We start from the raw sequence: 26,913 nt of genomic DNA, 5'->3' as shown, positions 1-26,913 counted from the left end.
CCCCTCACTCGTTAATCTGAATTCAAGATAAATTGATTCCATTTGCGCTGCCAAGCGATATCATTCCAGAATGGATGATGGGGAGCACAGTTAGAGCAGAGGGTCATTCCCCAGAACCCAAGTGCCATTCCTTTTCGCAACACATATTCAGCGATAAATTTGCCGACTGGGCCTTCTTCAAATTGGGCATACAGCGGCGTGTAGCCTACATAACCTTCTCCTATGACTATTGGAATACCGGAATGACGAGTCCATTCATGAATTTCTTCTAAACGGGTGTCGGCCTTCTGCAACATGGCAATTTTATGGTCTCCATACCGATCGTACAAAAATAAATCCCATTGGTCGGGATCTACCCAGTCGTGTAAATAAATAAGCCTCATGCCGACTGGATTGCCTTCCATCCGCCAATTCTGCTCCGGAGGCAGGGTCCACTTTGCAAATGGAGGAGCATCTTCTCTTAATAGGGATTGTACGAATGGATTGGGGAACGGCGCCAACTCATCATAAAGCCCTGCCGCTTCCATAAGCTCATTGAGCACCCCTTTAATATAAAGATGAAAATGGGCAACCTGCATATTGCGCGCGACGTAAGCTTTAGGGTAGGCTTCATTTAACGTATAGCTTGCCGTCATCATAATATCGGGATGACATTGGCGAAGATATTCAATCGCTTCTTCTACATAGGGCTGCATGGCTTCAATAAGCGCTGGTACATTCGTTTCGGCTATGCCTTCAGACGTCCCAACAGCGTTTAACTGCCCAAATTCCACTTCGTTATGCAACTCTGTATAGATGATCTGGTTCCTATAGCCTTCTGCTGTGACGAAACGGATCAACTGATCCATTGATTTTGCAATGGCCATGAATCTCTCCTTAGGAGGTATTGCAGCTAATTCATCTCTAAGCTCAGCATGAGCCAGAAAGCTGGGACTCTGCTGATATTCCCAAGAGGATAACATAATGTAACAGTTATGAGCCTTTGCTTGTTTAAACAGTTCAAGTAAATGAGCATGCCCGTCCAGCACTGCGCCGCCACGACAGTTATACCAACGCGTACGCTGACCTACTTCCCCAAGGTTAGCAAACTCCAAGGGTCCAGGACGTTTGCCATCCGCTGTAAACAACATGAATGGCATAGCACATATTCGGATCGTATTGTACCCTCTTTCGACCGCTTCTTTAAAACGGGCTTCAAGATCGCTGTAGGGCTCACCTTCTTGCGTCATTGTATACCAAGAAAAGTCCCACATGGTGATCGTCAATTTGCGCGGTACATTTCTCATGAGATTACTCATTTGATTTCCCCTCCCAGCTCCAGTCCATATGGTTCAATGCTCCTTGATGGTTAGCTTCCAGCTTAAGCACCGATTCAAAATGCAAGATAGCTTCGTCCTGTCGTCCTAATCCAAGCAAACCAAGTGCTTTCATATAAGTACAATGAACCTGATTACGATTATTCAGGTCATCTTCAAAGATGAGAAAGTCGGGTAACGAAACCGCAAAATAATCCATTTTCACGGGTTCGAACAAGTGCCTTTCGGCGTAATCAATGAGCTTGTTGAATCGACGATTGCCTTCCTTCGCATAACCAAGTTTCTGCCAGGCCAATCCTTGGTAAAATATCATATCCGGCTGTTGATCGTTATAATACATGGCGTTAATGGGTTCCCCCTGTCCTTGAGAGGCCGTGGAAAAAGCCTGCCTTGCCTCATCTGTTAATTTCAATAGCTCATACGCACAGCCCAAATAATAGTAGATATCGTTATCTTGGGAACCCTCTAGCTTACCTTCGCCAAGATTCTCTGGATACACTAAAGCCTCCCGCAGCCCTTTTACAGCCTGCTCAATCTGCCCATACCTCAGGTCGGACTTCGCAAGCTCTACCTTGGCAAGCCTATACTGTCCAGTTACCTTCCCCTCTCCACCCTCCCATGGATGAAATATTCTCCCTGTCAGCAAGGACAACGCTATTTTATGCTGCTTCATCGTATTGTGAACGGTTACATATTCCAAAAACAGATCATCGCGAAGCTTTATGATTCCCAGATAACTCTCCATTAGGTTCAATCTGTCGTTGGGCTTGATGTTCTGCTTCTTATACAGCTGGTCAAGCTCATAAAGAACACGTGCGTCTGAAGTATTGCACGCAAAGGCCTGCTCTAACGAATGGCGAGCCTTCTTTACTTGGCCTTGTTTGTTAAAATATCCAAGAGCAAGATTACGGTGAACAACGGGGTAAGTATCGTCAATGGAACGAGACGTTTCCCAGCTGGAAATGGCATCCCAATGCCGTTTCTTATCATAGAGTAAATTACCTAAGTAATAATGCGCCTTTCCATCCCCCGGTCTCGTTCGAATTGCAAATTGTAACACATCCAACTCAAACAGACTGTTAGGAAAGCAGTAGTCTGGAACTGCAACTGCGGCCTGCGCGAGAGCATTATTCGCCTGCTCATGCTTGCCGATTTTAGCATAGCAGAAGGCCTGAACGTAATACAGCATAGGGTATGTTTTCGCCTGCTCTGGAGCTTCTTCCAGCACACATGCTGCATCCTCATAGAGTCCCGCCGCCGCATAGTCCGATGCTACCGCTATATAATTATGCACATCTCCACGCATCCATTTTTGCAGCTCTTCGAAGACCGTTTTAGCATCATCTCGTAACCCGAGAGCCTCTAATGATAATGCTTGCTCACGGTAAGCTCCAAAATCGGCGATATCGAGCTTAATTGTTTCCTTGGAATAGGCTATTGCCGCTTCGTAGCTGCCAAGCTTACGAAGAATAGCCGACTTCAGGTTGCGTGCTTTGTAGTTGCGAGCATTTCGGATTATCGAGCGCTCCACGAGTTCCAACGCTTCTTCATAGTTCCCTTTTTCTGTCGCAATCTGTGCCAGTGAGAAGTACCCGCTGTCTTGCCATGCCGCACTCCATACTGATTTATAAAATGCAGCAAACGCCTCATCCATCCGCTCTTGGTGTTTTAGCGACAAACCAAGCTGGTAGTAGGCCTCACCATCATAGGGATTAGAGTTACGCCAGGTTACCCGCGAGATAGCTTTACGAAAGCACTCTTCACTTTCTGAATACAATCCTCTACGAAGAAGCAACGTACCATATGCCACATTTATGCGGCTATCATTTTTATCTCTTTTCAGGCCTTCAAGATAATACGCCTCGGGTTCAAAGGTAGCATGACGGTATTGCTCCAAGTGTTGTCCTGCTAAATACAATTCTTCGTTCGTTCTTAATTCCTCCGGTTCTGGCAGGGGGGCGGCAGCAGCCGGCATCTGTTCAACTTCCTTTTTCTTCGGTTGATAGCTAATCAACTCCCTTCCGGTCGCGTCTTTGACGGTTAAGCATAGTTCATAATCCTCATCCTCAGCCAAAATAACTGTCTTCTGCATAAAGGCCTTATTAGGTGTCAGATCTAAGGTTTCTTGGATATAAACTTTCCGCTGACTACTTAATTCCACAACAGCGTCACGAAATGACGAAGTTACATAGACTCCAATCTGTGCTGTCCCTTCGCTGCGATTTAATTCCAAATTAACGGCTGCGTCAATTGAAGCGTTTTTGACCATACCAATATGTTTGTAAGGCATAAAATACTGCGAGAACGATTTTTCTTCATACGGCTGAAGCCAAGTGAAATCTGGTTGGTTATCGGTAAATACCCCCGTCATCAACTCGATGTAGGGGCCGTCTTCGTCTGTTAGATTCCGGCCCCATGCTTGGCCGAATTCGCCATTTCCCCATGTCCATTGCTTTTTTCCGGGAGAGATGTGATGGTTAGCCACATGCAAAAGCCCGGCTTGTTTCATATGGTCGTAACCACCTATGAAATTGTAATCCGATTTATAGGCCATATATGAAGTGGGGACAGGAATATTTTTGTATCGGGAGATATCTACGCCTTCAGAATAATCCATTTTATAATAAGTGCCTGTAGCGATCGGGAAACGGGATACATCTCGCTTTCCATGGTCGAACACGGCTGATACGTCTGGAGGAAAAACAGATTGTGTGTGCTCATGTACCGCAACGGCTGGATTGGCCCACCATAGAAACGTTTGAGGCTCGGCAGTCCGGTTGTATAGCTGGGCCCCAACTTTAAGGTATGCTTTATCCGGTTGGAGTGTAAATCCAGCTGTTACTTTCGTGCCGAACATACGATCAATTTCGCTCACCCATACCGTTGCGCTTCCGTCCTCATGTTCTTCCAACTTGTATTCAACGGGTCCGTAAGTGTTGGGACGGTGATGCTGAGGCCAGTTGAACTCAATGCCTCCAGATATCCACGGCCCCAATAAGCCCACAAGCGCTGGTTTGATGACCCTGTTATAATAAACAAAATCGTAACCGTTGGTCTTGTCGACCGCACGATAAATGCGGCCTCCCAGCTCTGGCATGATCTCAATGCGCAAGTATTTATTTTCCAGAAAAACAATTTGGTAATTTTCAAGTTTCTTCTCATCCTCAATTTTATCAATTACCGGATGCGGGTACACTCGACCAGAACTTCCCTGGTAGACACGTTTCTCCAGAAACATTGGATTTTTGTCGGGTTTGCCAATTCCATATGTGGGGATCTGCACGGTTTCCTCCCACACGCGTGCCTTAGCGTCGAAGATGCTCAATTCCATCACTCCCTCATAGTTGCTCTTATATTCAGAGCTTACAAGTAAGCGACATTACAGACAATTGACAATCCACTGTTTATGATGGATTATATACGTATTTCATCATTAGAGCCGCCTAAGGCTAGGAGATGGATAGATTATGAATAAGAAAGCTGATGGATTTGAGGGTGAAAAGTTATATGTCCTTCCACCCTATATGCTGGATAAATTAAATATGAATCCGCTTACAAAAAATCTATATATTACGGACATAGGCTGCTTCAGCCATGCCCGCCATCATTTTCGTGAAAGAATGCACGGATGTGACTCTCATATATTCATCTACTGTGCCAGCGGAAAAGGTTGGATACGAACAAAGGATGGCCTAACGATTGACATGACGGAGCGAAGCTTTGCGTACATTCCCAGGGACATGCCACATGCTTATGGGGCTGACGATGGAGATCCTTGGACGATTTACTGGTTTCATCTTAAAGGGGACCAAGCTGATGATTTTATGGCATTATTCGAGCCTTTTAAAACGTATATTTCGATGGCCGCCAGTGATGAAGTCAAACTACTGGAGCTATTTCATCAGTGTTACGACCTTTTACTGAACAAACCATACTCCATCATACATTTAGTTCAAGTATCGCAAACTGTCCGTTATCTGCTGATTTTTGTTGTATCCGTTGCATTTCGCAAGGAAGACAGTACGTACCAGAGTCATGTGGATAAGGCAACACGCTATATGAGTGAACAATTGGAATCCACCCTTTCGCTTGAGGAGCTTAGTCGGCATGTTCAGGTATCCAAGCAGCATCTGAACTTGATATTCAAACAATCCACCGGCTACTCTCCTGTCGATTACTATTTAAGAATGAAGATACAGAGGGCCAATCAGCTTTTGGATTTGACGAATGCTTCTATTAAAGAAATTAGCATACAACTCGGTTTTAGGGACCCTTACTACTTCTCCAGGCTATTCAAAAAAATAATGGGTTGCTCTCCTTTGGAGTATCGAAATAATTTGAAGGGTTGATCTATGTTCATCAGGAGCGTTCAAATTTGCTTCTATCGGGCTACCGCAAGGTCACAGATCATTTACGAATCAGGGGTGCAAGGTCTATACTTAAGGTTAAAAAAGGAAGTTTTGTATGCTCCTCACGTTGAATCGAAGACTAAATGCAGCTATGCCGCTAATTACACCAATCAGTATTCTAATTGGCGTCCTGATCGGTACGCCGTTGTCACAATATACCGAACTCTCTCCCTGGCTGTTTGCATTCATGACCTTCGCGGGCAGTATCAGTATGGGGTTTAAGGATTTTGTCCATGTGATAAAGCATCCTGGTCCGCTCATCGCCTGTCTGTTTATTCTTCACCTGGCCATGCCGCTTCTCGCCATGATGCTGGGGCATCTGGCCTTCAGTAATGATCCTTATACGATCACTGGACTTATTCTTGGTGCAGCTATCCCTACAGGTATTTCCAGCTTCGTGTGGGTCAACATCTATAAAGGCAACACGGCGCTGACATTGGCGATCATTCTAATTGATACGATTTTGGCCCCATTCGCCGTGCCGGGCATCATGTCCCTGCTGATCGGAGCGGATGTGCATCTCGATACCTGGGCGATGATGCAGAGTCTGTTCTGGATGATTGTCGTTCCTTCGCTAATCGGCATGGTATTGAACGAATGGACTAAAGGGAAGATCAAGCAGGTATGGGGGCCTCGGCTGAGCCCATTCTCCAAGCTGGCTATGGCTCTTGTCGTCATGATTAACGGATCTGTCATCGCGCCTTATCTGGTCGATTTTAATCTCAAGCTTGTTGGAGTATGCCTATCCATAGTCGTCCTTGCTTCCACTGGATATGCGATCGGTTATCTGATATCAGGGCTGATGCGGTGGAATAATGCAGACCGTACGGCGCTTGTCTTTAACGGCGGCATGCGTAATATTAGCGCGGGAGCTGTGCTGGCCATCACCTATTTCCCGGCCCCGGTAGCACTGCCTGTTGTACTCGGGATGATTTTCCAGCAATCCACGGCATCTCTGGTCGGATTTCTGCTAAGTCGTCGCGACCGCGGCAACGCCAAGGAAAAGCGCAATACGGCCTCAGTTTCTTAAGCAAAGGGGGCTGGCGGCGGTTCCAGACGATAAAACTCCTCCTTATGAGGAGGAGTTTCGGAAGGGCGTTTCTATGCGCACATGGTTGGGAGCTTAATTAAAACATGCATGCACAATCATGTAAATGTTCACTTTCCAATCATAACATTTCTATTGAATCGTCTAGGGTAATAAACTAAGCCCCTGTAAAGAGCCTTTCGTGGCACAACGTTCAAGCCACATATTACCCTAAGGAAACTAAGAACGATATACACAGGTTGCAAAGTCTAAAATAGCTTTTGCGTAAGATTTTGAAATTGTGACTTCACTCCATCTTTCTGAAGTTCTGATTGTAACACCTGATTAAAGGTTTGAAGTGCACGCTGGAATTTATTTTCACCTAATTCCGTAATCCGAGTATACACACCTCGCCGATCATCCTCGCATGTATGTCTTTGTAAAGCCCCGCAGTTTTTGGCTTCCATTCTCACTACGAGTCTCGATGTCGCACTTTGACTTAATCCCACCAATTCTTGAAGTTGCTGCAGTCGTAATTTTTTTTCCTCGGAATTCGATATAAAACCCAAAACGTAAAACTCCTTCAAGGATAAATCATAATTTTGTAGCAGAGCTTGTTCTAACTTATCATTTAAAGTGGAATGGATGTGAGACAAAGACAACCATACATCCAAAAGTTCGTTTTCATGTTGCAAGTTTAGACCACACCATTCTATATTGAAGTATCTCCACTTAGTTTATCCTATTGTATCAAGCTTAAATGGAATGGTCAAAACTCCTACAATATTTTAAATATTACAATCCGTCGTCACCGAACCAGTATGCAAATGCAGCATAATGATTCTCGTTTCAGAGCGTCCACTTATTGACAGTAATCCACCTTAACTATCGTCCACGGATATTACATGGTTTATATGTGTTATTGGTCGTATGGTTGGGTTCACTCGAAATTGGTATGTACTACAAAACCAACATCTTCTAAATAAGGTGGGCTAACTCCGCTTAACCACAGGAACATATTATCAAGTGGTTAGGTGAAATCATTTTACATAATTTCCTACATTGGCAAAGTAAAGATTACTTCAAGTGGATCTTTACCTTCGAAAAAATCTTCATACAATTTTCTGACTTCCATCGAGTCTAATTCTTCTCCTTGTATGTTGATTAACCTATCCAACTTTTCTAAAATACTTACTTCCTTTGATGACAACACCTTTGACTTAATAAGCGTGTCTTTCATATTAGGAAGTAACCCTCTTGGCCAGCAATCCTCATACACACCTCTGTATGAATCATATAAGAAAGTGATCTGACTTATTCCCGCATATTTCCGAACGTGTGGATGCACTAATAATAAAAATTGAGCGACGATTCCAGAACGCTGGCTTATATAATAGGCTTCTTGTACTTCCTTCATTAAGTAAGATTTGTCTTCTACAGAATCAGCAAGATAATTGATGTACATTCTTGAAAGAACACTTATAAAGTGTTCTTTCTCTAAATTCTCCTCCAACTTCTTAATTATTTCTTTTTCACTAATCCCCGCTTGTATAAATCCTATTAAACAAGCTGACATCCCTTTCACCTTAACAGCTTTTTCAGCTATACATAATATATATTTACCAAAAATTTTATTGAGGTAGTTTTCACTAAATGTGTAAATATCCAAACATTCAATGATCGTTTCTATTAGTGAAGCTTGATCATACTTATCTTCTATATGCGGGAGAAGGTCTATCATATGTTCAACAAATTCTTTTCCATAATACTCTAGCAAGCTAGGATTATATTTTATATTTTTTAATAGAGCAAAAAACGTTGATATTCTTTTGTATCATTATTTTGTGTTAGATATTTGAACAGCTCATTAATATATTTAACTTTCTCGTCCACCAGACTTTCTCCCCTTCTATTGTTAGTGTTACTTAATTCAACTTTTTACACGACTTTAGATTACTGGCAATAAAAAAGCAATTCTACAATAGTAGACATCGGAACAGGTCATTTATAGGAACGGCGAAATCAAAAGCTACATCACATCGCACAAACAAGACTTGATTGGCATATTCTCGGATTTATTCTAGCCAATGACGGAAGTAAACAAGCGACTTCGGATAGGGTTCTATCCCGAACGTGCTCTTTCGAGTTTTCCGAGCAAAGACCAACTTGTAGGAGATATGCAGGAAGTGTTCTCCTGTATTGATTCTGATTCGATATTGAAATCCTCGTCCCCCCACCGTCATATTGACCCCGTAGTAGTGACAGATTCGTTTATAGAACTCATTGAAGAAGTCCCAGTACACGTCTGTAAAGTCAATGACAATACGGTCGATGGATACCGTTACTCCTTTCATATGCCGTACCCTCGCGATTTTTTTCATGAATTTCAGGCTTAATTAGAGGGAAGGTGGCTAGCCTTATACGTTCCCTGCCTGTTATATGTTAACTGGTCGTCACCAGAGGTTTTTTCTTCACAGTAACAATCGCAATAACATGCCATTCTGTTGCTGAAAAACAAAAAATGTTTTCAATACAGTCTCTCTTATTATTAATTGTCGTGCTATCCATCCTAGAAAATGCGATATATCTCATCTTCCCTATCGCCGTGGCGTATTTTACAGTTGCGATTGATTTCAAAAAACTGTGGGAAAGCGACTATAACAAAAAACAGGTTGATTATGGTGGTATCTGACCATAATCAACCTGTTTGATGTAACGGAATAGTGATATTTAGGTTATAAAATTAAAGCATTTGATGTGCGTACAACAGAAATGGAGAAATCTTTATACGGGTATTACATGGGTTAGATGTGTTATTGGTTAAATGATGGGTTCATTCGGCACTAGTAGCCAATCCGCTTAACCACTTACTTCACATTTTTCTAACATCCATTTCTTTGCTTCTTCTGACTTCAACAAAATAGGTTTCTCCAACGTACCAATATTAATACTTTTAATATGAGCTTCTTCTATACCTTTAATATTTTTCAATATTACTCCGCTTAATAATGTTTCTTCAAATGTCGCTACACTTATATCTACATTTTCTAGTCTTGCGTTACTAAAATCAGTGAGGTAGAAAAGTACATTAATCAAATTACAATTTACTAAAATTGCATTTTTAAATACCGCTTCCCAACAATCACCTTTACTAAATCTTGAGTTTTTAATGACACAGTTAGAAAAATCTGTATATCTAAGATCTGATTTATAAAAATCGGATTTATCTAAATACGCATTTTTAAAAGTCGATGAGCATAATAATGATGTGTGAAAATCGATGTTTTCCAATTTAAGATCATCGAAAGTACATTCTATCAAATATGCTTGTTCAACCAATTTATCGGATAAATCAAACCCTCTTAAATCCACTCCATCTAACCTTAACATTTCACCTTCTCTACCAATTGTATCAATCCACTTTTTATGCAATTCAAACTTCCTACTAAGATTTCCTTCCATTTCCCCACCCCTTAAGGATACCATATTATTTTATCTGTTACTCCTGCTTCATCAATTGCTTTCTTCAGTTGTTCAACATGCTCAGGCTCCATTTTTCTCATGTCAATAATTACGTTGTTCCCATTATCAAATTCTTTTTGTAGCTTCTTCATACCTTGTTGGATAGTAAAGGCACCCTTTTTGGGATTTGTTATAGGAACTCCATTGTCACCACTTGGGTATGATTCAAAACTTTTCACGTCCCACTTTAAACCTGAAGAAGTATCAATAAACTCTGCTCCATTTTCTGCTTGAGGATCACGTACTAGCTTTCCTAATTCACCTCTTTCTTCTACTACTAGTCCAGCTTCCCTTTCCCTTATATTTTTAGGTTCTATTTTCCCATTACTTGCTGGATCTCGAGCTAAATCATCCAATTCTTCTTGATTTCTTCCTCCGTTATACTTACCGTCCTTATCGTAAAGATTATCTTTTCCCGTACCCTAAGTTGTAATCTTAAACATAGACATAAAGAAGGTGGCAACTATTTACCAGTTACCACCCATTTTATAATCCAAGCTTGGCTCACCGCCTTGTATTCGGTCTGTGCCAATACCTACCGAAACTATTATTCAGTTCAAAAAACTATCAATAGCCCACTTTTAATTTTCTATTAATTTTATTTATATATGTCCTATACTCATCCTTCTCATCTTCGTATAACCAAATGTCTGATTTATTAATTAGATCATTGTCTATGATTAAACTAATTATTTTAATTAAAGATTCTTTATTTGCTTCTAAGATTTTATGATCAACAGATGATAACTTTTCCGTTAATTCTACTGTATCAATCTCTGCAAAAAAAGGGTTATTATCCTTTAAAATCCTTTGAATAATTTCAAAAACGACCATTTCCACAAAAATATTTTGTCTTATACATCGTATAAGATCAAAATTTTCTAAGTTTTCAAGCGTTTTATCAAGAATATCTAGATACCATTTGACTAAAGGACTATTAGGATTATCTATTGCATTTTGGACTGCTTCTTCATATGCTTCTTTAGTTATAAACAAACTAAGTTTTTTAGTTCTATCAAACACATTCAACACCGCCTTATTGATAATTATTTTGGAGGTAATATTCCTCCAAATGGAGCAAAAATATCTTCTATTTTATTCATAGAAGCATTTACCTCATTAATTTTACTAGTATACAATTGTCTCAATTCACTATCTAAATTAGGATTTTTAAGAGTTCCTTCATAGCTTTTTTTAAGCTTTTCCAATCCTCTATATGAGTCTGAAACTTCTTGCATATGGTTAAATGGCAATCCATCTTCCCTCAATACTAGTGAACCATCCTCTCTTAAGAGCGGTATTCCCTTTAATTCCTTTTCAGCTCCTAATAAATCATCTGGTGTTACATGAGTATAGACCCTGTCGTGTAGATTTAAAGTAGCTTGTTGGCTAGTCGTTATTTTTGATCTTGCCCCGTCTGATAAATCATCAGCACTTGAAATTATTCTAGTCCTACTACCGCCCGAACCACCATTATTCGTCTCCTCAGAAGAATGATCATTATGCGATCCTCCTGGTGAAGCACCGTCATCTTTAGAATGCTTCTTTCCTTTCATTCCAACAATAAACGCAAATGCTGTATCTACTAACAAATGGGCATTTTCTTGTTTGGATCTGTTTATCGTTTTTTCATAAGCAGCATCTGGATCCGTTATGACATTAACGATGTTATCTGCTACGTCTTGCTTTGCTTGGAAGTTATCGGCCACCATTTGACGGATATCTAGATTAGGAAAATTACGTATTCGTTCCCATGTCGCTTCTACACTCTCATAAGCAGAGTTTTTGATTTCATTGAGCACAATCCGCTCAGTCTCATCCAGGTCTTTCATAAAAGGACTTTCCCTATACGGCCCATACTCTTTTCTATAATCGTCAATTGAATTCAGAAAATCAATTAGATATTTCTTCTGTTCCGTCGTATATCCTTTCATATCATCCCGATACTTGGAGCTCATCAAAGCTCTGTCACTATATCGAAAATGGTTGTCCGTCTGCCGCTGATGTTCCATTAATGCGACTATATCTGTGGAGAGATCTTGATTATTATAATAAGCATCCAGCGCATTTTCAAACTGTTGATCCATATTTCTTTGATACCATCGTTCCCGTATATCAGAAGGAATATCGCTATAGGCTTGTACTGAAGCTTGATTGACTCCCTTTACATAGTTGATGAAGTCATGTATGGATTGTACTTTTCCATACCCTCTGGCACTCGTCCATACCTTGCCGAGAAAATCCATCGTCGCATGCCGTTCACGGGCCCTCTGTTCCTCCGCGTGTGCATGTAAGGTTTGAGCAGCAACCTTGGCCGTCTTCCCCAACACCACTCCCCAACCATGGGAAGGGACGCTGGCAATCATGGACAATCCTGCTGCCGCATATTTAACTATGGATGACGGTCCAGAGGAAGCCACTTCGGAACGAATCGAAGCTATTTTTTGACTTGCTGCTTTCGGTATGGCACCCAATACAGGAATAGACGCAGCCACATCACATACTTTCTGGGCTAATCCCAATACGCCATCGAGTAGACTAGCCTTCGGTGAATTTGGAGTGTTTACGGCTGACTTAACGGCTCCCCCATCTTTCGATGTAACGCTTGAATTGGAGCTTCCCCCTGTACTGCTGTTTGCTGCACTTTTTGCCGCCTGCGCCTCCGCATAAGCTTTCATAGACATTAGTGGTGGTTCCCAAATCGGTGCTAAATCAGCAACAAAAACCGATCTTTTAACCGTGCCTTCAAGCTGTACTTTAGCGGACCGTATATCCGTTTCCCCATCCAACACCAAGCTACTGCTGCCCGCTTTGAAATAAATAGCCTCGGCAGCTTGAATATTCAGCTCCCCGTCTGCATGCAAGGAGAGCGTCTTACCTGCCGACAATGACAATTCATGTTCACTGACGACCTGAATACCCGAACCATTCATTGAAATGTGAACCTGTTCCGATTTAGCCGTCACCTTCAATTCACTGGCACTCAGCTTGATGTCCTTGCCATGAGGAGTCCCCCAATACTTGGTGGCTGGATCAGTGAGCTTGGGGGACGAGCTTCGCCCTTGTCGTATGGAACTTGCCGCATATCCATCCGCCTCCTGCTCTGTAGGGAAGCGGACAGATACTGTATCTCCTCGTTCCGGCATGACGTACCAACCGCTATGTCCTTCGGCGGTATAACTGCTGGCATACGGAAACCACCACGCCTTATCCCGGTCTTGTTTTTCATCCACTGTAAGATGAATACGGATTCGGCCTGATTTGGCTTCTATTACACGTCCTTCGAATGAAGCTCCTGTGAGGTGGGGGCACAAAATCTCTGTTTGCTGAATTCCCTGTTCGTGAACCAGTTCATATTCGTGTAATAGCAACCCTTTCCGCAATTCAGAAGTGACTTCTGCCACCATCCATTGCTCACCATTCCAATTCGTGAGGTCTCCGGGCCTGGCAAGCGTTTCACTCTCCATCATATAGCTGAATTCCGCTATCCTTTTCGGATCAAAACTACGTCGAGTACGGTAAACCGGATGCCTCATCTCAACGTACTGCCCCTCAGGCATACCAAACCAGAATTTAGGTCCATTCAATGAGATCTCTGGGATCAACACCGTTCCAAACCGGGAAGCCATCCGTTTGAGAAAGGCCCAATCCGTCTCTCGATATTGTAAAGTAAATTCATGTAAGATAGTACTATCTGTTATGTTATCAATAACATCGGCCTGATTGTGCTTCTGAATGATTTGCTTGATCAAATTTCCGTAGGGCATTAAGGTATCCTGATAAGACCGCGTTACAGGTGTGATATCCAACTGAATCGTATGAGAAACGGCTTCAAGCTCCACATAATAGATGCCACGCACCATCCGTGTTTCTGCATGGACCAGTAAACCATGGAACAAAATGCGTTCAGGCTGACCATTCTCTGTTTTGGTACGGATAATGACCGGTTCGTTATCCTGATCCTGTTCTATGTATTGATCTCTCTGTTCTTCATCTAACCATCCACTGATCTTTAACCGGGCATGGTCATTTAATTTTCGTTCAATACGCAGTTCGCTTATCGTTTGAAGGGGATATGGACCTGTACATTCCAACTCCGTATACGTTAACATCGTTTGTGTGTGATTCAACTTGTACCTCCTTACTCCAGCGTCTGGCCATCGTCTGTAATCCGAATCATTCCCCCGTATAGGCACGCATTCGAGCATTGATCCAGCAAGGCTGGTTCTCCCTCCACAAGCACATCACTTTTGCCGCCGATCCAGGGTCCGGTGATGACCGGAACACAGTTCGCTTTTTTCACCCCGTAGATATCCACCATGTCACTGCTTTTGACCGCTGGATTAGCTGGACAGGAGCAACGACCGAAATTGCTGATATTGGTTCCTGGCAAGTAATCTGTAACGTTCATTTGCGCTTTATCTTTTACATATACCCCGTGACTGAACGGACGTTTGAGACGTGTCGGTTGCGTACCAAAGCTGCAGCTTAAGATCGCCCCAGCAACAACATATCCTTGTTTACTTCCCCGTCCAGCTTGAATAGGTTCCTTATCGGAATGAGACTTATTTGCCATTCTTCTATTCCCCCTTTCATTCCTTTCTTAGTTCGTCTTTACTTCACTGCCCAGAACATTTGTCATTCCGCCCAGCGATACGGTGCTGCCTTTGCTAGTCATTTGAATTTCATCCCCTGCCGTGATTTTCACTTTACTGCCGGAATGAATGGAGATATTTCCTCCTGCGGAGAAATGAATCTGTTTGTCGCTTACAATATGAATACCATCTTTCTCATTTAACTGAATATACACAGCCCCCTCCTTACTGGTGATTACAATTTCATCGGGAGTTAATTTGATTTCCTTGCCGTGGGCGGTCCGAAACAATTTGATGTCGGGATTAGCAAGAGCATGCTGCTCTACACTCTGATTCTTTTGGCGCAAAGATGTACTTGCCATGCCTTCTTCTTCCCGATGGGCGGGGAAATAGAGTAGCACGGTATCTCCCAACTCAGGCATCACGTACCATCCGCTATGTCCTTCCGCAGTATAAGGAGAAACATACGTGAACCAGTGGGCCTTCGTAGGGTCTTGAACGGCATCTATATTCAAATGTAATTTGATACGATCTCGCTCTACCTGAATGACTTTACCTGGTAAAGACAGACCGATAAGCTGTTCGTTAAAGACTTCCTTGTGCCTCAACCCCTTGTGAGAGGTTAAGGTATACACGTGCTGCAGTACACCCTTTTGCATGTGAGTATCTACCTTGTACACGTACAAGCTTTTACCTTTAAAGGTAACGGTGCTGCCTAACTCCAAAACTTGCTCCGCCTCAACCAGATAATCAATAAAATCATGCTCGTTTACATGTGCTGTATCATTGCCGTTAAAATAACGATAATCCGCAACTCGTTTACTGACGGTATAATGATAATTCGTTAAATCAAGTCCTGACGGGGTCTCCTCAACACCAAAATAACACTTCGGCACATCAAACACAGAGGCAGGCGTGAGTGAAGTATGATAACGCGAAGCGATCCGCTTTAGGAACTCCCAATCTGTTTCACGACATTGGACCGCTATGCGACCTAAAGCTGCTCCCCCTGTAGCCGAATCAATAATGTCAAAACCGGGATAATTCCCACCTACAGCCCGCAGCAATTCCTCTACCTTCATATTTTTATCTTGAAAGGACCTGTCTTTTTTGCGAATATCCAGTTTATACGTGTGTGATATAGCCTCGACCTCCAGGTAATACACATCTCGGACAGCTCTGACTTCCATATGAAGTACCGTTCCGTTAAATAGCGGTGTCGGTGTTCCTGCCTCATCCAATTGTGATACACAAACCGGAGAATCGGCTTCGATCAATTGAACATAACTGTCCTGTAATTCTTCAGGTAAAATAGCTGTAAAAGAGAGCCGGGTATGCTCATTCAACCGCTTGGTCATACGCAATTCCTGAATACTCACCAATTCAAATGGTGTAATTTGCAGCCGATCATATGTAATGTTAGTTAATGTCATAAGAGTTACTTTCCTTTCGCTCGGGTTCGATTTTCAATGTTAGCAGCATACTGCGGGCAACGGGCTTCCAGCTCACTATTTCTTCTTCCGTACAGTTAAACGCACACATTAGCGCCCGTCCTTCCAATACTGTAAAAAAAGATAAATTATACATACGAGCATTCCATACTGGCGTCATGAATTCGCAGTATCCTATTCGATTCTCTCCTACCTCCAACACTTCATGGCCAAACCATTCGGTCAACTTCTGGGTTTGTTTTACCACCTGAGCCATCTCATCCGTAAAGTCCTCCAACTCTTCTATTTGCAACGGGCTTTCGGTATGCTTGAAGGTTAAGTTAATCGTGCCTGCCTCATTAGTGAAAATAAAATCTGGGCGATGGTGAGAAGGATATTTTAATAGCTGCTCATCAATTGGCATATCCCGAAAGCTCTTTGGCATTGTTATACTGATGCGTTCATCCACTAAATACCGCTGAGCAAAAACCAGACTTTCCCCTTCAAGCTGCATGAATGTTTGTAATGTTTGCCCAAACGGCTCCTTATCGTGTGCGTGACTTAAAGCTCCATCCTCAGTTAAGGATGGATTATTTTCGGCATTTTCTGATGTTACCGTATAGAGCAAAGAAACAATTTTCTTATCCAGATGTTCCACAAATATCTCCTCCCATTTCGTTACTGCATATCGACTTCCTGAAAGGAGATACCACTCGTTCCCCTCCGCAACAGACTTTCTGCTAATGCCAAATTTACTAATGTACAGGTTTCACGCAAACCTTGAACTAGCAATAAGGGCCTTCCCTCGGTGCGCTCTCGATCTACTACCAACTTCATCAACGTTCCTCCGGGATGAAATGTACTTAGCTCACCTACACAGTTCACTAAAGGGGGCTGAATCATCCAGTACAACTTTTGCTGAGAACGTTCCATATCCCGAAACAAAGCCATACGACTGAAGAGGCTCGGCGTATAGACCTGTAACAACTCATGTACAGAATCAGATACCATCATCCTCGAACCCATCAGAATATCAGGATAAACCGTATAATCGTGACCTTTCACCTTAAACTGTGCGGCATAAGAAGGGGGCCATTCCGTCCAATTATTAATATTTACCATCTCTGCATTGGCCTCTTCATCCCATATGGGAACAGCAGAATACAACATCCGATCATCATGTTGACAAAGAAAATACTCCACTATGCCACGTCCCTTCCATTGCGCCTGTCCTACATGGTTTCATCCAAATGAAGTTAGATCCCGGGCAACTGGATGCATCCCTAAACTAAATCGGGTTCCATCCAGCACCGCCCCTTTGAAACAGGCCCCCTCTATAGCTGCACCAATGAAGTCGGCCCCCTGCAATATAGCCCCGGTGAAATCAGCATTCTGTAAGTAAGCGCCCTGAAATTTGGCTCCTGTAAGATCTGCTCCTGCAAAACTTACGGGTTGAAAACCAGGTCTTTCCCATCGTTCAGACTGGTATATTCCAGGTACAGCTACTGCATCTCGAAAAGACGTTCCTCTTAAGTTGGCTTTTTCAAAACAGGCTTCTTGAATCAAACAATCGCTAAAGTCAGCTTCTATTAAACATGCTTTATTCCAACAGGAGCCAATCAAATTGCCTCCCGTAAAATCACTATTTATAAAGGAACTTTCACTCAAATCAGCATATTGTAGACGTATTCCCTCATAATTTCCTTGAGACCCATCGATCCTGCGGAAAACTTCATGTATGTAGTCGTAGGGCTTTTTTTCCTCTAGCCAGTCTTTAATCACAATGGAATCTTTGACACGCACATCTCGTTTATAGACGACTTCACTTCGATCTAAATATTCTCCGACTCTCAGTTCGAATACATCTTCCAACTCTATTTCATGAGCAAACTGAATATCATCGAACCATTCTTCTGTGATACTAAAACGCGCCAAAGCAATGATATATTGATGAACATGTACTGCCACGTGCAATTTCATCCTCTGAATATCATCTAATCCGATTCTTCCACCGTATTTCTTAGCGTGCTTACTTAATTTCGTCTCCCACTCGTCCAAGTAGCGAAATGCCCAATCTGCATTATAGGTATCTCGACAATTATGGCGGTTCATAAACCATCTCTTATCCATCGCCTCCACCAAATAGGTCGCCCTTCCATTTGCTAATTCGGTACGAAGCATGGAATAGGATATATACCCCAACGCCTGTTTGTTACCTTCTCGCTGCATCAACTTGACTTTCTCAAATATCTGCTCTAGTGAATTGCGAAATGCCTTAGCTAAGGCATGCTTATGATTTTGGAAATAGACTTCCAATGCGAATAACATTCGATGCTTTAGGGGTTCATAGATCTCATTTTTAAAATGTCGAAAAACCTCTTCACGATTCACGCTCTATCTCCTTTCTAGTCGTCACATTTACATAGGCTGCACGTCTCAAGTAGTTGGTTATCTTAAACCGAAGTCTAATTTTAATGATATGTGAAATCATAATTTTCAAGGGTATATTTAACAGTAAATCATCCTTATGTATGTATCGGACAAATTAGTGATTTTGTTTACAGAAGGAACCATAGCTGTGTTCAATGGAAAATGGGTGGGTTCACAATCGAACCCACCCACTCAGAGAAAATAAATATTATTTAATGTATATAAATGAATAACTATTTCTGACACCACACACAAACTGTGTGGCGTCAGAATTAGTGAGAAAACAGCGGCGGAAAACCTTGATTTATCAAGGTCCACTTTCAGAATTATTGAGAATGCTTATACCCTGACCTTACTGAATATGGTCTGATTTTCAGAATTGATGAGAATATCCGCAAAAGACGAAATGTATATTTATACACGGGATATATAATTACTCATTAAACCTCGAACTATTTTGAGCCTAAATCCAAAGAGGGCGATTACAACAACCATAACTCTCAGCCAATTGGGTAAAGAATCGAAGAATTGAGCAGATCTCAAATTACTAGAACTACTAAAGTTATCGCTAGGATAACTAGCAATAGAACTGAATCTCTACCCAACCAGCCTTTTCCTGTGTCCCAACTTTTGTCTGTAGCCGAAGTTACTTCTACGAAATGATAGTTTCTCCTTCTACTCATATATAATCCCTCTAGTAATAGAATCTAAGCGTAATCTTTGGAAAAGCTGTTCTTATCACTATGACCTTACATTCTAATCTATCAAACCTTTGGCGGTTGTTTCGGGGGACTTACGAGGTTCCGATTATGGAAGGAAGTCGAGGAAAAAATCAACACTATTGAGCACACTCTTGAAAAACAACAAAATAACGTCTATATATTTTGGTTACAATTGACCAGCTACCTTCGAATAAGATGCGTAAGAGAGATCATCATATTTATAATTAATATAATTCTCGATTTAACTCTTCTAAGAACTCTAAAAATTCTTTAAATGATCTTGAATTTGTCATTCCCTCCTCAATCTCCACTGACAATTTATCTATTAGATTTGCTAAATGCTTAAGGTTATCGCTTCGAGTCCCATAATGTTTTGCTTCTTCATATTGAGCCTTTAATTTGAGCATACTTTCTCTCTTTTTTTCATACGTTTCAAGTTCATTTAAGATTTTAAGGTATCGGCTTTGAACTGTACGAACTGTAAAGGCCTTACTATATGCATCATAATGATTTAAGCGAGATACCTTTTCTCTAAGAGTATCATGCGGAAAACCGTATAATCCTGTTGTCAGCACCCTAAACTGATCCTTTAGGTTTTGAAACGATTCCTTCATGAGCTGTCGTTCATTTAAATCAAGATTTCCAATAGCAAATTTATCTGTCCATTCAACTAACTTATCCTCCAAACCTTTTTTTGTTAAACCCTTATTCAAGATCGGTAAAATATCAAAATCGTTCAACAGCGCTTTTGTCCTCACTGATATTTCAGTCGCATTACCCACGATCCCTTTACAATCATAAAATTTGTGTAGTAGTTTATATACCATGGCTTCCAATGCTACGAAATCGAATCCCCTGACAATAATCTTAGATGAAGCTTTTTGTTGGTTTAAAGCAGGATAACCATTCAAATCTGATTCAATCAACGTTCCATTGTTAACCTGATTAACAAACTCATGAACGCTGGCAGTTAAAGGTCCGATAATATGCAATTCATATGCATCCGCTGAAGGGTTCTCTTGAATAAGCTCATTTAGATAGGTTTTCAAACTGCTCTTCTGTATCGGATTTTCAGAGCTTTTCACTTGGGCAATTCTACATTTACCATCGATTAAATCCCATTGAATATCGATTTTATCTGCTTTTCCCCCAACCATTTCAGGCTCAATACGTACTACTTTCCAGTCGTCTCTTAAGAGTGACTCTAAAACCGCTACCATTCCTTGTGCCTTAACTCCCTTAATAGTATCTCTACCACCCATGCATATCCACCTCACTAATTTCTAAGAGCATTACTTTTCATCTCGATTAAGTCAACAAAGCCTTTAAGAAATTTTCTATTCCCATTTGACTTAGAATCATGAAAGCTTACAAAGTGTTATGGCTTTAAACTCTTGTAATGATCATACTACAATGATCCAAAAAATCATTTAACAAAGAACAAAACACCATATCAAACATAATTTGTGTTGGCTCTATTTCTCCAGCACATCATCATTAAAGGAAATGTACTTCACTTTTTTTGTTCAGTGCTGGTTTATTTCTCACTCGGGCATACATCAGCTCATCTGGTAGGGCATTATGTCTGCATTGCTTACGTTCTTGTCAGTTATAGTAGTAACATCAATTCCCATCGTATCATATGTCGTATGGAGCCATTTCATAATAATTTGACAAATATTAACAAATCAATTCTTTTATCCAATGACTTTTTTCATCAACATTATCTGTAGATTGAGGATCCATATCCAAATAGTCATTGGTATAATCCACAATGATTGGGGTTATTTATGAGAATTCAATTTGATTGAGCTTATTAATTTTCGAGCACTCTTTATTCGACTATTGTCTTCATTGTCATGAATTAGATAAAGATAACAAGGATACCACCTCGTGAGAATACAGATTAAAATGAAACATTTTACTTATTGCGTATTTAGTTTTAGTGGGGAATAAATTAGCCTATGGCTAAATACGCCTTAAATTATTCCCCTCTCATTGTTTTATTGAATATTTTTAAAACCATCAGAAATCCCCCAAATAGGCTCACTACCCAACGACTAATCTCAATAAAATTGAAGATAATCTCTATTACGTAATAACTTCTCCTCTCAAAACCTACCAATTATTAATCATCACCATATAAAGTAGTTAAGCCTTGATCCATCAGTACTTCTGATGAATCAAGGCCTCCACTCTATCTCAAACATGTGTTGAAAAAAATCTCATTTATTAATTACATTTGTCTCAACTATAATGATTACTCACAAAAACACTCTAAGAAGCTAAAACTAGTCTAATCACTTTTACTGATATATAAATATTCATTACTCGCTAATTATGGAACCACACACAGTGTGTGGTTCCATAATTAATGAGAAAACAACAGCAGAATACATGCATTATTTGAGGATCATTTTCATAATTAATGAGAACTCATTGACTCGAAGTTATTAGATCTATCCTAATTTTCATATTTCATGAGAATATCCGCAACTCTAAAAATGAGTATTTATACAATCAATAATTTGTATAACTTCTTCTTTGTCAATTACGATGATTTCTCGTTTAATCTGAAAATTTTCTCATTAAATATGACTGTGTACAACAAACATGTATTGCTAAAAATTTAAATCTTGTAAGCCTTCATAGCTTTTCTTAACTCTTTGAATGAAGGACGTTTACCATACATTAAGACACCCGTACGGTAGATCTTGGCAGCCAGCCAACCGAACAACAAAATGGAGGCGACCAGAATACCAAGGGACAGCCAGATTTCCAGCAGGCTCGCCCGCTCCAGACCAATCCGCAGCAGCATGACAGTCGGCGAGAAAAATGGGATGTACCCGGCCACCTTAACGAAAATCGTATCAGGTGCGGCGATATTGAAGATACCGATATAAAAGGCTGCTAGTGACAGCACGGTAATCGGCATGATCGCCTGTCCCAACTCCTCGGTACGGCTAACGATGGAGCCCACCGCAGCGAACAATACTGCGTACAGAAAGTAGCCGAGGATGTAGAATACCAGACCATAACCCAACACCGCGATATTCAGTTGCGACAGATCCAGCCCGGCTGAGCTAAGAATGACATTATTATGCGGCAGCATAAGGTTGGCACATACAACGGCTGCAAAAACAGCAATTTGCAGTAGACCGACCAGGAAGATGCCGATAATTTTTCCGAACATCTGGGTCAACGGCGATACGCTTGTGATGAGAATCTCCATGATACGTGAGCTTTTTTCCGATGTCACCTCTGCAGCAATCATATTCCCCGTCATCATGGAGGAGGTGAAGAATAAAATCATCAGTACATAGACCAAACCATAGTTAATCATAGAGGTCTCTTTTTCCTCTGTCCCCACAGCTCCTCCTGCCTCAGATGGACCGTCTACTTCCCTGCTATCCACCATTACAGGTGTGCTAATTTCACGAATTTGATCGCTGGTCAATGCATTGCCGCCCATAATGGCTTTGACCTTAGCTTCCTGAAGTCCCGTCTGCAACAATGTAATTACAGCAGGAGATGGCTCTTTTTCTACAGAGACGTACTCCACTTTAGGAAACGTGTCTCCCTTAGTGGCAGGCTCCGTGAACTGCACGTAACCTTGCAGCTCCCCGTTTTTCAAGGCTTGCTGCATTGCCAGCGTTTGTACGTTTTCATAACGCACCCAGATGGCTGCCGGGTTGGATTGCTTCTTTGTAAATTGCTCCAGCTGATTCGCCACTTCTATCCGGCTCCCAGCAATCAGTCCCAAGCGATGATGCTCGGCTGCCGTTGTGCCCGAACCTCCTGCCCCATCTCCTTTAAACAATGAAATCAAATACGGCAGATTCATACCAATTGTAATGAGCAAGGCCAGTACCAGCGTTGTAATGATAAAAGATTTGGTTCTCGCCTTCTGACGAAACGTAAAACCGATCACCGTACCCAGTCTATTCATGGGAATCACCCACCTCTCTTATGAAAATCTCGTTCAGCGTAGGTTCCTTGATCTCAAAATGCTCCACATCCGTTTGCTCCAACGCCGTTTGTAAAATCAACTTCGCCGCATCCGGCTGCTCAATATGCAGCATCCAGCCGCGATCCATAGGCTCTGCACGGCGCACGCCGGGCAGCTGCTCCAGTCCGTTCACTTCACCTGTAGTAATGAGACGAACCTTTTCACGTGGGTAACGGCCCTTAATCTCCTGCACACTTCCCTGCACAACTGTATTTGAGCGATGCAAAATCGTAATATGGCGGCATAGTTCCTCCACATGCTCCATGCGGTGGGTCGAGAATAAAATCGCAGCCCCATCATCCCGCAGCTCTTTCACCGTATCCTTAAGCAATTCAACGTTCACCGGATCAAGCCCACTGAAGGCCTCATCCAAAATAAGCAGCGTCGGGCGATGCACTACAGCAGCAATAAAACCCATTTTCTGCTGATTCCCCTTGGATAGCTCCTCAATCCGCTTGTCGTAATATTCCGGCACCCCAAAGCGCTCCAGCCAGTAGCGTAGACTTTTGTCCGCCTCCTTGGCCGACATGCCGCGCAGCCTGCCCAAATAGTTAATTTGCTCGCTCACCTTCACCTTGGGGTACAACCCTCGCTCCTCAGGCAAATAACCCATCGTCCGTTGGAGCTCCTTGCTGTAGGGCTTGCCCTCATATTGAATGTTTCCTCCATCAGGGTAAATCAGGCCGAGCACCATGCGCATCGTTGTCGTTTTGCCTGCTCCATTGCCTCCCAGTAGTCCGTAAATCTCCCCGCCGTTCACATTCAGCGAAATTCCGTTCACCGCCGTGTGGTTCCCATATTGCTTCACGACCTCTTTCAATTGCAGCATGCTCATGATTACTCCGCTCCTTTTTTCTGCGTATATATCTCCGCATCTTCTGATAGTTGTCCCGCAGACCAATGTACTAAAATATCATCCAGTTCCAAACGCCGCACACGGATGGGGCGAATGCCCGCTTGTTCCAATATGGCGCTGGTCTCTCCGGCTGCCAACGTTACAATTCGTTGCAATCCGCCTTCGCTCTCCGTCTCTACCACTCCCGGAAGCTCCGATGCCTCCTCTGGCGTGCCTTCAAACCACATTTCCTTGCTATTTTCGAGCAAATGGTCTTTTTCCAGCTTGCCGAGCAGCCTGCCATCATGCATCAGAACAATATAATCCGCCAAACGCTTGATCTCGTCTATAATATGAGTAGCAATAATGACCGTCGTTTTGCCGTTCTCCATACAATCCCGCAGTTCTTCCAGCATGATTTTCCAGGCAAAAGGGTCTAAACCCGACGAAGGCTCATCCAGCAGCAACAAACGGGGGTGAGGCGCCAAGGCTGCAGCCAGCTCAAACTTACGGCGCTCTCCCTTGGACATACGCGATAATTTCGTATGCTGAGGAACCTGAAATCGTTCCATCAGACGCTGAAAACGTGTTTCATCCCAGCCGGGATACCACAAGGCTCGAAAAGCCGCTGCTGCTTCTGCTGTAAGTCGATCTTCCTCACGGGTTGGCTGCTCTGACACATACCCAACCCATTGTCGTGTATCTGCTGGCATGCCGTCTGGATACGCTTGACCGAACCAACGGATTTCACCGGAATCCGGGTGGATAAGCTGAGTCAGCAGGTGAATCAATGTACTTTTGCCCGATCCGTTATGTCCAGCCAAAGCGACTACATATCCCGGTTCAATGGTTAGATTAATCGGTCCAATTTCCCGGTTACCCCGGGTTTTATAGACCTCGCTCATCTCAATAATGGGTGTTTTTATCTGTATCCCCATAGGAACTTCCACATGATGATTTACATCGTTCTTCACGGGCGTCACTCCTTCACTTGGACTTCATATCTTCTCTTCACCATTTCTGCGAAAAGCTCCCACAATTCCTGTTCTGTCATCTGCACAGCGATGCCTGTGTCAATCGCCGTTTCCAACGCCTCAGTCACTGCTTTAAGGCGGTAACCTGAGCGCTTATCGTCCTCAACCAGAGCTACGAAGGTGCCCGTCCCCTGCCGGGTACGAAGCAAGCCCTCGTTCTCCAAATCCTGATAGACCCGCCGGACGGTGATGACGCTGCAGCGGAGCGTCCCTGCAAACTCCCGAATGGAGGGAAGCAGCGTTCCCGCTGCAATCTGTCCGGTTACGATGAGTGAACGAAGTTGCTTTTCAATCTGCGCATACAGCGGTTCCGCGCTATTCTCATCAATTTGCACTGGTATATTCACCTGCTTCTCCCCCCTTTTTATCTATCTTTGTACACATACCGCTAAGTTAAGTCCCGTTTCATAAGCCTACGCTGTGTCACCCTATAGGACACGCACATACCCAGAACTCCTGCCAGCAGCGCTCCCCACATTACCGGAGACAACAGCTGCCATTCCTTGCTATAAAATGCCGTTATCGATACCAGATTGGCCCCACATACTCGAACTATAATCGTAACTATCCCACAAATAAGCATGATGACAATGGATATCCAAAAGTAGGATTTTCCTTTTTTAAGAAATTCCAAATGAATATAAATGGCTTGAATCAGCATGCCGTAGCCTATCCAGGTAAGTGCAAACGATACAAAGAAACCTGTACTCGCATATACCCGAAACGTAGCTGACAACGTAAAAAAGAGAGTGAAAAATATTACACTATTCATAACAAACGCCAAAAGCGCCTGTTGAATTCGACTCATAATCACCGCATTCATCGGTATAGGCAAGGTGCGGAAAAAGGCTAGCATATGCGTATAGGAATCTTCCTGAAGATATTTAAATGCACGACGGTTATAAATGAATCCGAGAAACGGAATCAACACCAGCATGATAAAATCGGCTACTGGACTCAAGTTTCCACGCTCATCCCAATGCACACTTACAGCAAAACTCATGGTAAATCCCAAATACGCAATAAACAGCAATGTCCACAGCATGACATATGGATTGTTGCGAAAATCGTGCCGGGTAATCTTCCATGCCTGTTTGATGATTGTCATTTTCTTATCCTGATCCCTTCTGCACTGCCTGTAATGACGACCTCATTCTCTCTTCATACGAAGTTGTTATTACAGTAATCAGTGTTATTACTGTATATATCCTTATACACAGTATATAAACCATGAATTACAACTGTCAACACCTGAATGTAAATTGTGCGTACAATCACAAAAGCTCGCCAGGACCTATGCTACTCTGTAAATGATAAACGTTCTCAATCAAGGGGATGAACAAATGGATAAGCTACTGCACTGGGATGAGCCTATATTTAACCTTGTTAGCCGTTATCCCGAAGTGAAGGACATTATGGTAGAGTTGGGTTTTCACGATATCGCCAAGCCTGGCATGTTACAAACCGCAGGTCGTTTTATGACACTGTCCAAAGGTATTGCATTAAAAAAAGTAGCTATGGAAACCGTGGAACGCACGTTTTTGCAACATGGTTTTACCATTCAAAAATAAAGGAGCTAACGAT

The 26,913-nt window shown here is 42.3% G+C and carries 23 protein-coding genes; 3 read left to right on the top strand and 20 right to left on the bottom strand.

The window, feature by feature from the left end:
- Positions 1-11: 11 nt before the first annotated feature.
- Positions 12-1,298 (bottom strand): cellulase-like family protein, encoded by a 1,287-nt coding sequence (locus ACUUJN_RS03085; RefSeq protein ID WP_028541090.1) that lies wholly within the window; start codon positions 1,296-1,298, stop codon positions 12-14.
- Positions 1,291-4,647: a DUF5107 domain-containing protein gene (locus ACUUJN_RS03080; RefSeq protein WP_484669254.1), complete on the bottom strand. Its 3,357-nt coding sequence runs from the start codon at positions 4,645-4,647 to the stop codon at positions 1,291-1,293. The genes ACUUJN_RS03085 and ACUUJN_RS03080 overlap by 8 nt, the downstream gene beginning before the upstream one ends.
- Positions 4,648-4,783: 136 nt before the next feature.
- On the opposite strand from ACUUJN_RS03080, the gene ACUUJN_RS03075 reads away from it, so the two are divergent.
- Together ACUUJN_RS03075 and ACUUJN_RS03070 are read left to right on the top strand one after the other, a co-directional pair.
- Positions 4,784-5,665: an AraC family transcriptional regulator gene (locus ACUUJN_RS03075; RefSeq protein WP_484669253.1), complete on the top strand. Its 882-nt coding sequence runs from the start codon at positions 4,784-4,786 to the stop codon at positions 5,663-5,665.
- Positions 5,666-5,780: 115 nt separating this feature from the next.
- Positions 5,781-6,755 (top strand): bile acid:sodium symporter family protein, encoded by a 975-nt coding sequence (locus ACUUJN_RS03070; protein WP_484669252.1) that lies wholly within the window; start codon positions 5,781-5,783, stop codon positions 6,753-6,755.
- A 266-nt stretch (positions 6,756-7,021) separates the two neighbouring features.
- On the opposite strand, the gene ACUUJN_RS03065 is transcribed toward ACUUJN_RS03070, so the two are convergent.
- The 18 genes from ACUUJN_RS03065 to ACUUJN_RS02980 form a co-directional block, all read right to left on the bottom strand.
- The gene (locus tag ACUUJN_RS03065) at positions 7,022-7,447 is read right to left on the bottom strand and encodes a MarR family winged helix-turn-helix transcriptional regulator (RefSeq protein ID WP_025719952.1); all 426 of its coding nucleotides are present in this window, start codon (positions 7,445-7,447) and stop codon (positions 7,022-7,024) included.
- 362 nt (positions 7,448-7,809) lie between these two features.
- Positions 7,810-8,529 carry a hypothetical protein gene (locus ACUUJN_RS03060; protein ID WP_484669251.1) on the bottom strand — a complete coding sequence of 240 codons (720 nt, stop codon included), beginning with the start codon at positions 8,527-8,529 and terminating at the stop codon, positions 7,810-7,812.
- Between the two features lie 298 nt (positions 8,530-8,827).
- A complete protein-coding gene (locus ACUUJN_RS03055) occupies positions 8,828-9,106 on the bottom strand; it encodes a hypothetical protein (protein WP_484669250.1) in 279 nt (92 codons plus the stop codon).
- 505 nt (positions 9,107-9,611) lie between these two features.
- Positions 9,612-10,214, bottom strand: a complete 603-nt coding sequence (locus ACUUJN_RS03050; protein ID WP_442435213.1) for a pentapeptide repeat-containing protein — start codon at positions 10,212-10,214, stop codon at positions 9,612-9,614.
- Between the two features lie 11 nt (positions 10,215-10,225).
- On the bottom strand, positions 10,226-10,630 hold the full coding sequence (locus ACUUJN_RS03045) for a hypothetical protein (protein ID WP_484669249.1): 405 nt from the start codon (positions 10,628-10,630) through the stop codon (positions 10,226-10,228).
- Between the two features lie 211 nt (positions 10,631-10,841).
- A complete protein-coding gene (locus ACUUJN_RS03040) occupies positions 10,842-11,297 on the bottom strand; it encodes a contact-dependent growth inhibition system immunity protein (RefSeq protein WP_146032465.1) in 456 nt (151 codons plus the stop codon).
- A 23-nt stretch (positions 11,298-11,320) separates the two neighbouring features.
- Positions 11,321-14,404: a phage baseplate assembly protein V gene (locus ACUUJN_RS03035; RefSeq protein ID WP_484669248.1), complete on the bottom strand. Its 3,084-nt coding sequence runs from the start codon at positions 14,402-14,404 to the stop codon at positions 11,321-11,323.
- Positions 14,405-14,415: 11 nt separating this feature from the next.
- Positions 14,416-14,850, bottom strand: coding sequence for a DUF4280 domain-containing protein (locus ACUUJN_RS03030; RefSeq protein ID WP_068941311.1), 435 nt, complete (start codon positions 14,848-14,850; stop codon positions 14,416-14,418).
- Between the two features lie 27 nt (positions 14,851-14,877).
- Positions 14,878-16,302 carry a phage baseplate assembly protein V gene (locus tag ACUUJN_RS03025; protein ID WP_484669247.1) on the bottom strand — a complete coding sequence of 475 codons (1,425 nt, stop codon included), beginning with the start codon at positions 16,300-16,302 and terminating at the stop codon, positions 14,878-14,880.
- Positions 16,289-16,957 (bottom strand): hypothetical protein, encoded by a 669-nt coding sequence (locus tag ACUUJN_RS03020; RefSeq protein WP_484669246.1) that lies wholly within the window; start codon positions 16,955-16,957, stop codon positions 16,289-16,291. Before ACUUJN_RS03020 ends, ACUUJN_RS03025 begins: the two co-directional genes overlap by 14 nt.
- Before the next feature lie 20 nt (positions 16,958-16,977).
- Positions 16,978-17,502 carry a hypothetical protein gene (locus tag ACUUJN_RS03015; RefSeq protein ID WP_316243258.1) on the bottom strand — a complete coding sequence of 175 codons (525 nt, stop codon included), beginning with the start codon at positions 17,500-17,502 and terminating at the stop codon, positions 16,978-16,980.
- Between the two features lie 39 nt (positions 17,503-17,541).
- The gene (locus tag ACUUJN_RS03010; protein WP_484669245.1) at positions 17,542-18,690 is read right to left on the bottom strand and encodes a pentapeptide repeat-containing protein; all 1,149 of its coding nucleotides are present in this window, start codon (positions 18,688-18,690) and stop codon (positions 17,542-17,544) included.
- 985 nt (positions 18,691-19,675) lie between these two features.
- Positions 19,676-20,713, bottom strand: coding sequence for a hypothetical protein (locus ACUUJN_RS03005; protein WP_484669244.1), 1,038 nt, complete (start codon positions 20,711-20,713; stop codon positions 19,676-19,678).
- Between the two features lie 1,367 nt (positions 20,714-22,080).
- Positions 22,081-23,400 (bottom strand): ABC transporter permease, encoded by a 1,320-nt coding sequence (locus ACUUJN_RS03000; protein WP_209940907.1) that lies wholly within the window; start codon positions 23,398-23,400, stop codon positions 22,081-22,083.
- Positions 23,393-24,295 carry an ABC transporter ATP-binding protein gene (locus ACUUJN_RS02995; RefSeq protein WP_023986841.1) on the bottom strand — a complete coding sequence of 301 codons (903 nt, stop codon included), beginning with the start codon at positions 24,293-24,295 and terminating at the stop codon, positions 23,393-23,395. The genes ACUUJN_RS03000 and ACUUJN_RS02995 overlap by 8 nt, the downstream gene beginning before the upstream one ends.
- A gap of 2 nt (positions 24,296-24,297) precedes the next feature.
- Positions 24,298-25,233, bottom strand: coding sequence for an ATP-binding cassette domain-containing protein (locus tag ACUUJN_RS02990; protein ID WP_034095140.1), 936 nt, complete (start codon positions 25,231-25,233; stop codon positions 24,298-24,300).
- 41 nt (positions 25,234-25,274) lie between these two features.
- Complete coding sequence (locus tag ACUUJN_RS02985) at positions 25,275-25,676, bottom strand: GntR family transcriptional regulator (RefSeq protein WP_023986839.1); 402 nt, start codon at positions 25,674-25,676, stop codon at positions 25,275-25,277.
- A gap of 41 nt (positions 25,677-25,717) precedes the next feature.
- Positions 25,718-26,437 carry a hypothetical protein gene (locus ACUUJN_RS02980; protein ID WP_053324551.1) on the bottom strand — a complete coding sequence of 240 codons (720 nt, stop codon included), beginning with the start codon at positions 26,435-26,437 and terminating at the stop codon, positions 25,718-25,720.
- Between the two features lie 235 nt (positions 26,438-26,672).
- Here ACUUJN_RS02980 and ACUUJN_RS02975 point away from each other — a divergent pair, with 235 nt between their 5' ends.
- A complete protein-coding gene (locus ACUUJN_RS02975) occupies positions 26,673-26,900 on the top strand; it encodes a DUF1858 domain-containing protein (protein WP_160788823.1) in 228 nt (75 codons plus the stop codon).
- Positions 26,901-26,913: the final 13 nt, after the last annotated feature.

This window comes from Paenibacillus sp. LRG-1 (assembly GCF_057220305.1).
This window is presented reverse-complemented; position numbering and strand designations above follow the sequence as displayed.

Excerpts from the sequence above, each read along its gene's own strand:
- ACUUJN_RS03050 (WP_442435213.1), bottom strand. The coding sequence starts at position 10,214 with ATGGAAGGAAATCTTAGTAGGAAGTTTGAATTGCATAAAAAGTGGATT.
- ACUUJN_RS02990 (WP_034095140.1), bottom strand. The coding sequence starts at position 25,233 with ATGGGGATACAGATAAAAACACCCATTATTGAGATGAGCGAGGTCTAT.
- ACUUJN_RS02980 (WP_053324551.1), bottom strand. The coding sequence starts at position 26,437 with ATGACAATCATCAAACAGGCATGGAAGATTACCCGGCACGATTTTCGC.
- ACUUJN_RS03005 (WP_484669244.1), bottom strand. The coding sequence starts at position 20,713 with ATGGGTGGTAGAGATACTATTAAGGGAGTTAAGGCACAAGGAATGGTA.
- ACUUJN_RS03080 (WP_484669254.1), bottom strand. The coding sequence starts at position 4,647 with ATGGAATTGAGCATCTTCGACGCTAAGGCACGCGTGTGGGAGGAAACC.
- ACUUJN_RS03085 (WP_028541090.1), bottom strand. The coding sequence starts at position 1,298 with ATGAGTAATCTCATGAGAAATGTACCGCGCAAATTGACGATCACCATG.
- ACUUJN_RS03030 (WP_068941311.1), bottom strand. The coding sequence starts at position 14,850 with ATGGCAAATAAGTCTCATTCCGATAAGGAACCTATTCAAGCTGGACGG.
- ACUUJN_RS03000 (WP_209940907.1), bottom strand. The coding sequence starts at position 23,400 with ATGAATAGACTGGGTACGGTGATCGGTTTTACGTTTCGTCAGAAGGCG.
- ACUUJN_RS03075 (WP_484669253.1), top strand. The coding sequence starts at position 4,784 with ATGAATAAGAAAGCTGATGGATTTGAGGGTGAAAAGTTATATGTCCTT.
- ACUUJN_RS03055 (WP_484669250.1), bottom strand. The coding sequence starts at position 9,106 with ATGAAAGGAGTAACGGTATCCATCGACCGTATTGTCATTGACTTTACA.
- ACUUJN_RS02975 (WP_160788823.1), top strand. The coding sequence starts at position 26,673 with ATGGATAAGCTACTGCACTGGGATGAGCCTATATTTAACCTTGTTAGC.
- ACUUJN_RS03070 (WP_484669252.1), top strand. The coding sequence starts at position 5,781 with ATGCTCCTCACGTTGAATCGAAGACTAAATGCAGCTATGCCGCTAATT.
- ACUUJN_RS03025 (WP_484669247.1), bottom strand. The coding sequence starts at position 16,302 with ATGACATTAACTAACATTACATATGATCGGCTGCAAATTACACCATTT.
- ACUUJN_RS02995 (WP_023986841.1), bottom strand. The coding sequence starts at position 24,295 with ATGAGCATGCTGCAATTGAAAGAGGTCGTGAAGCAATATGGGAACCAC.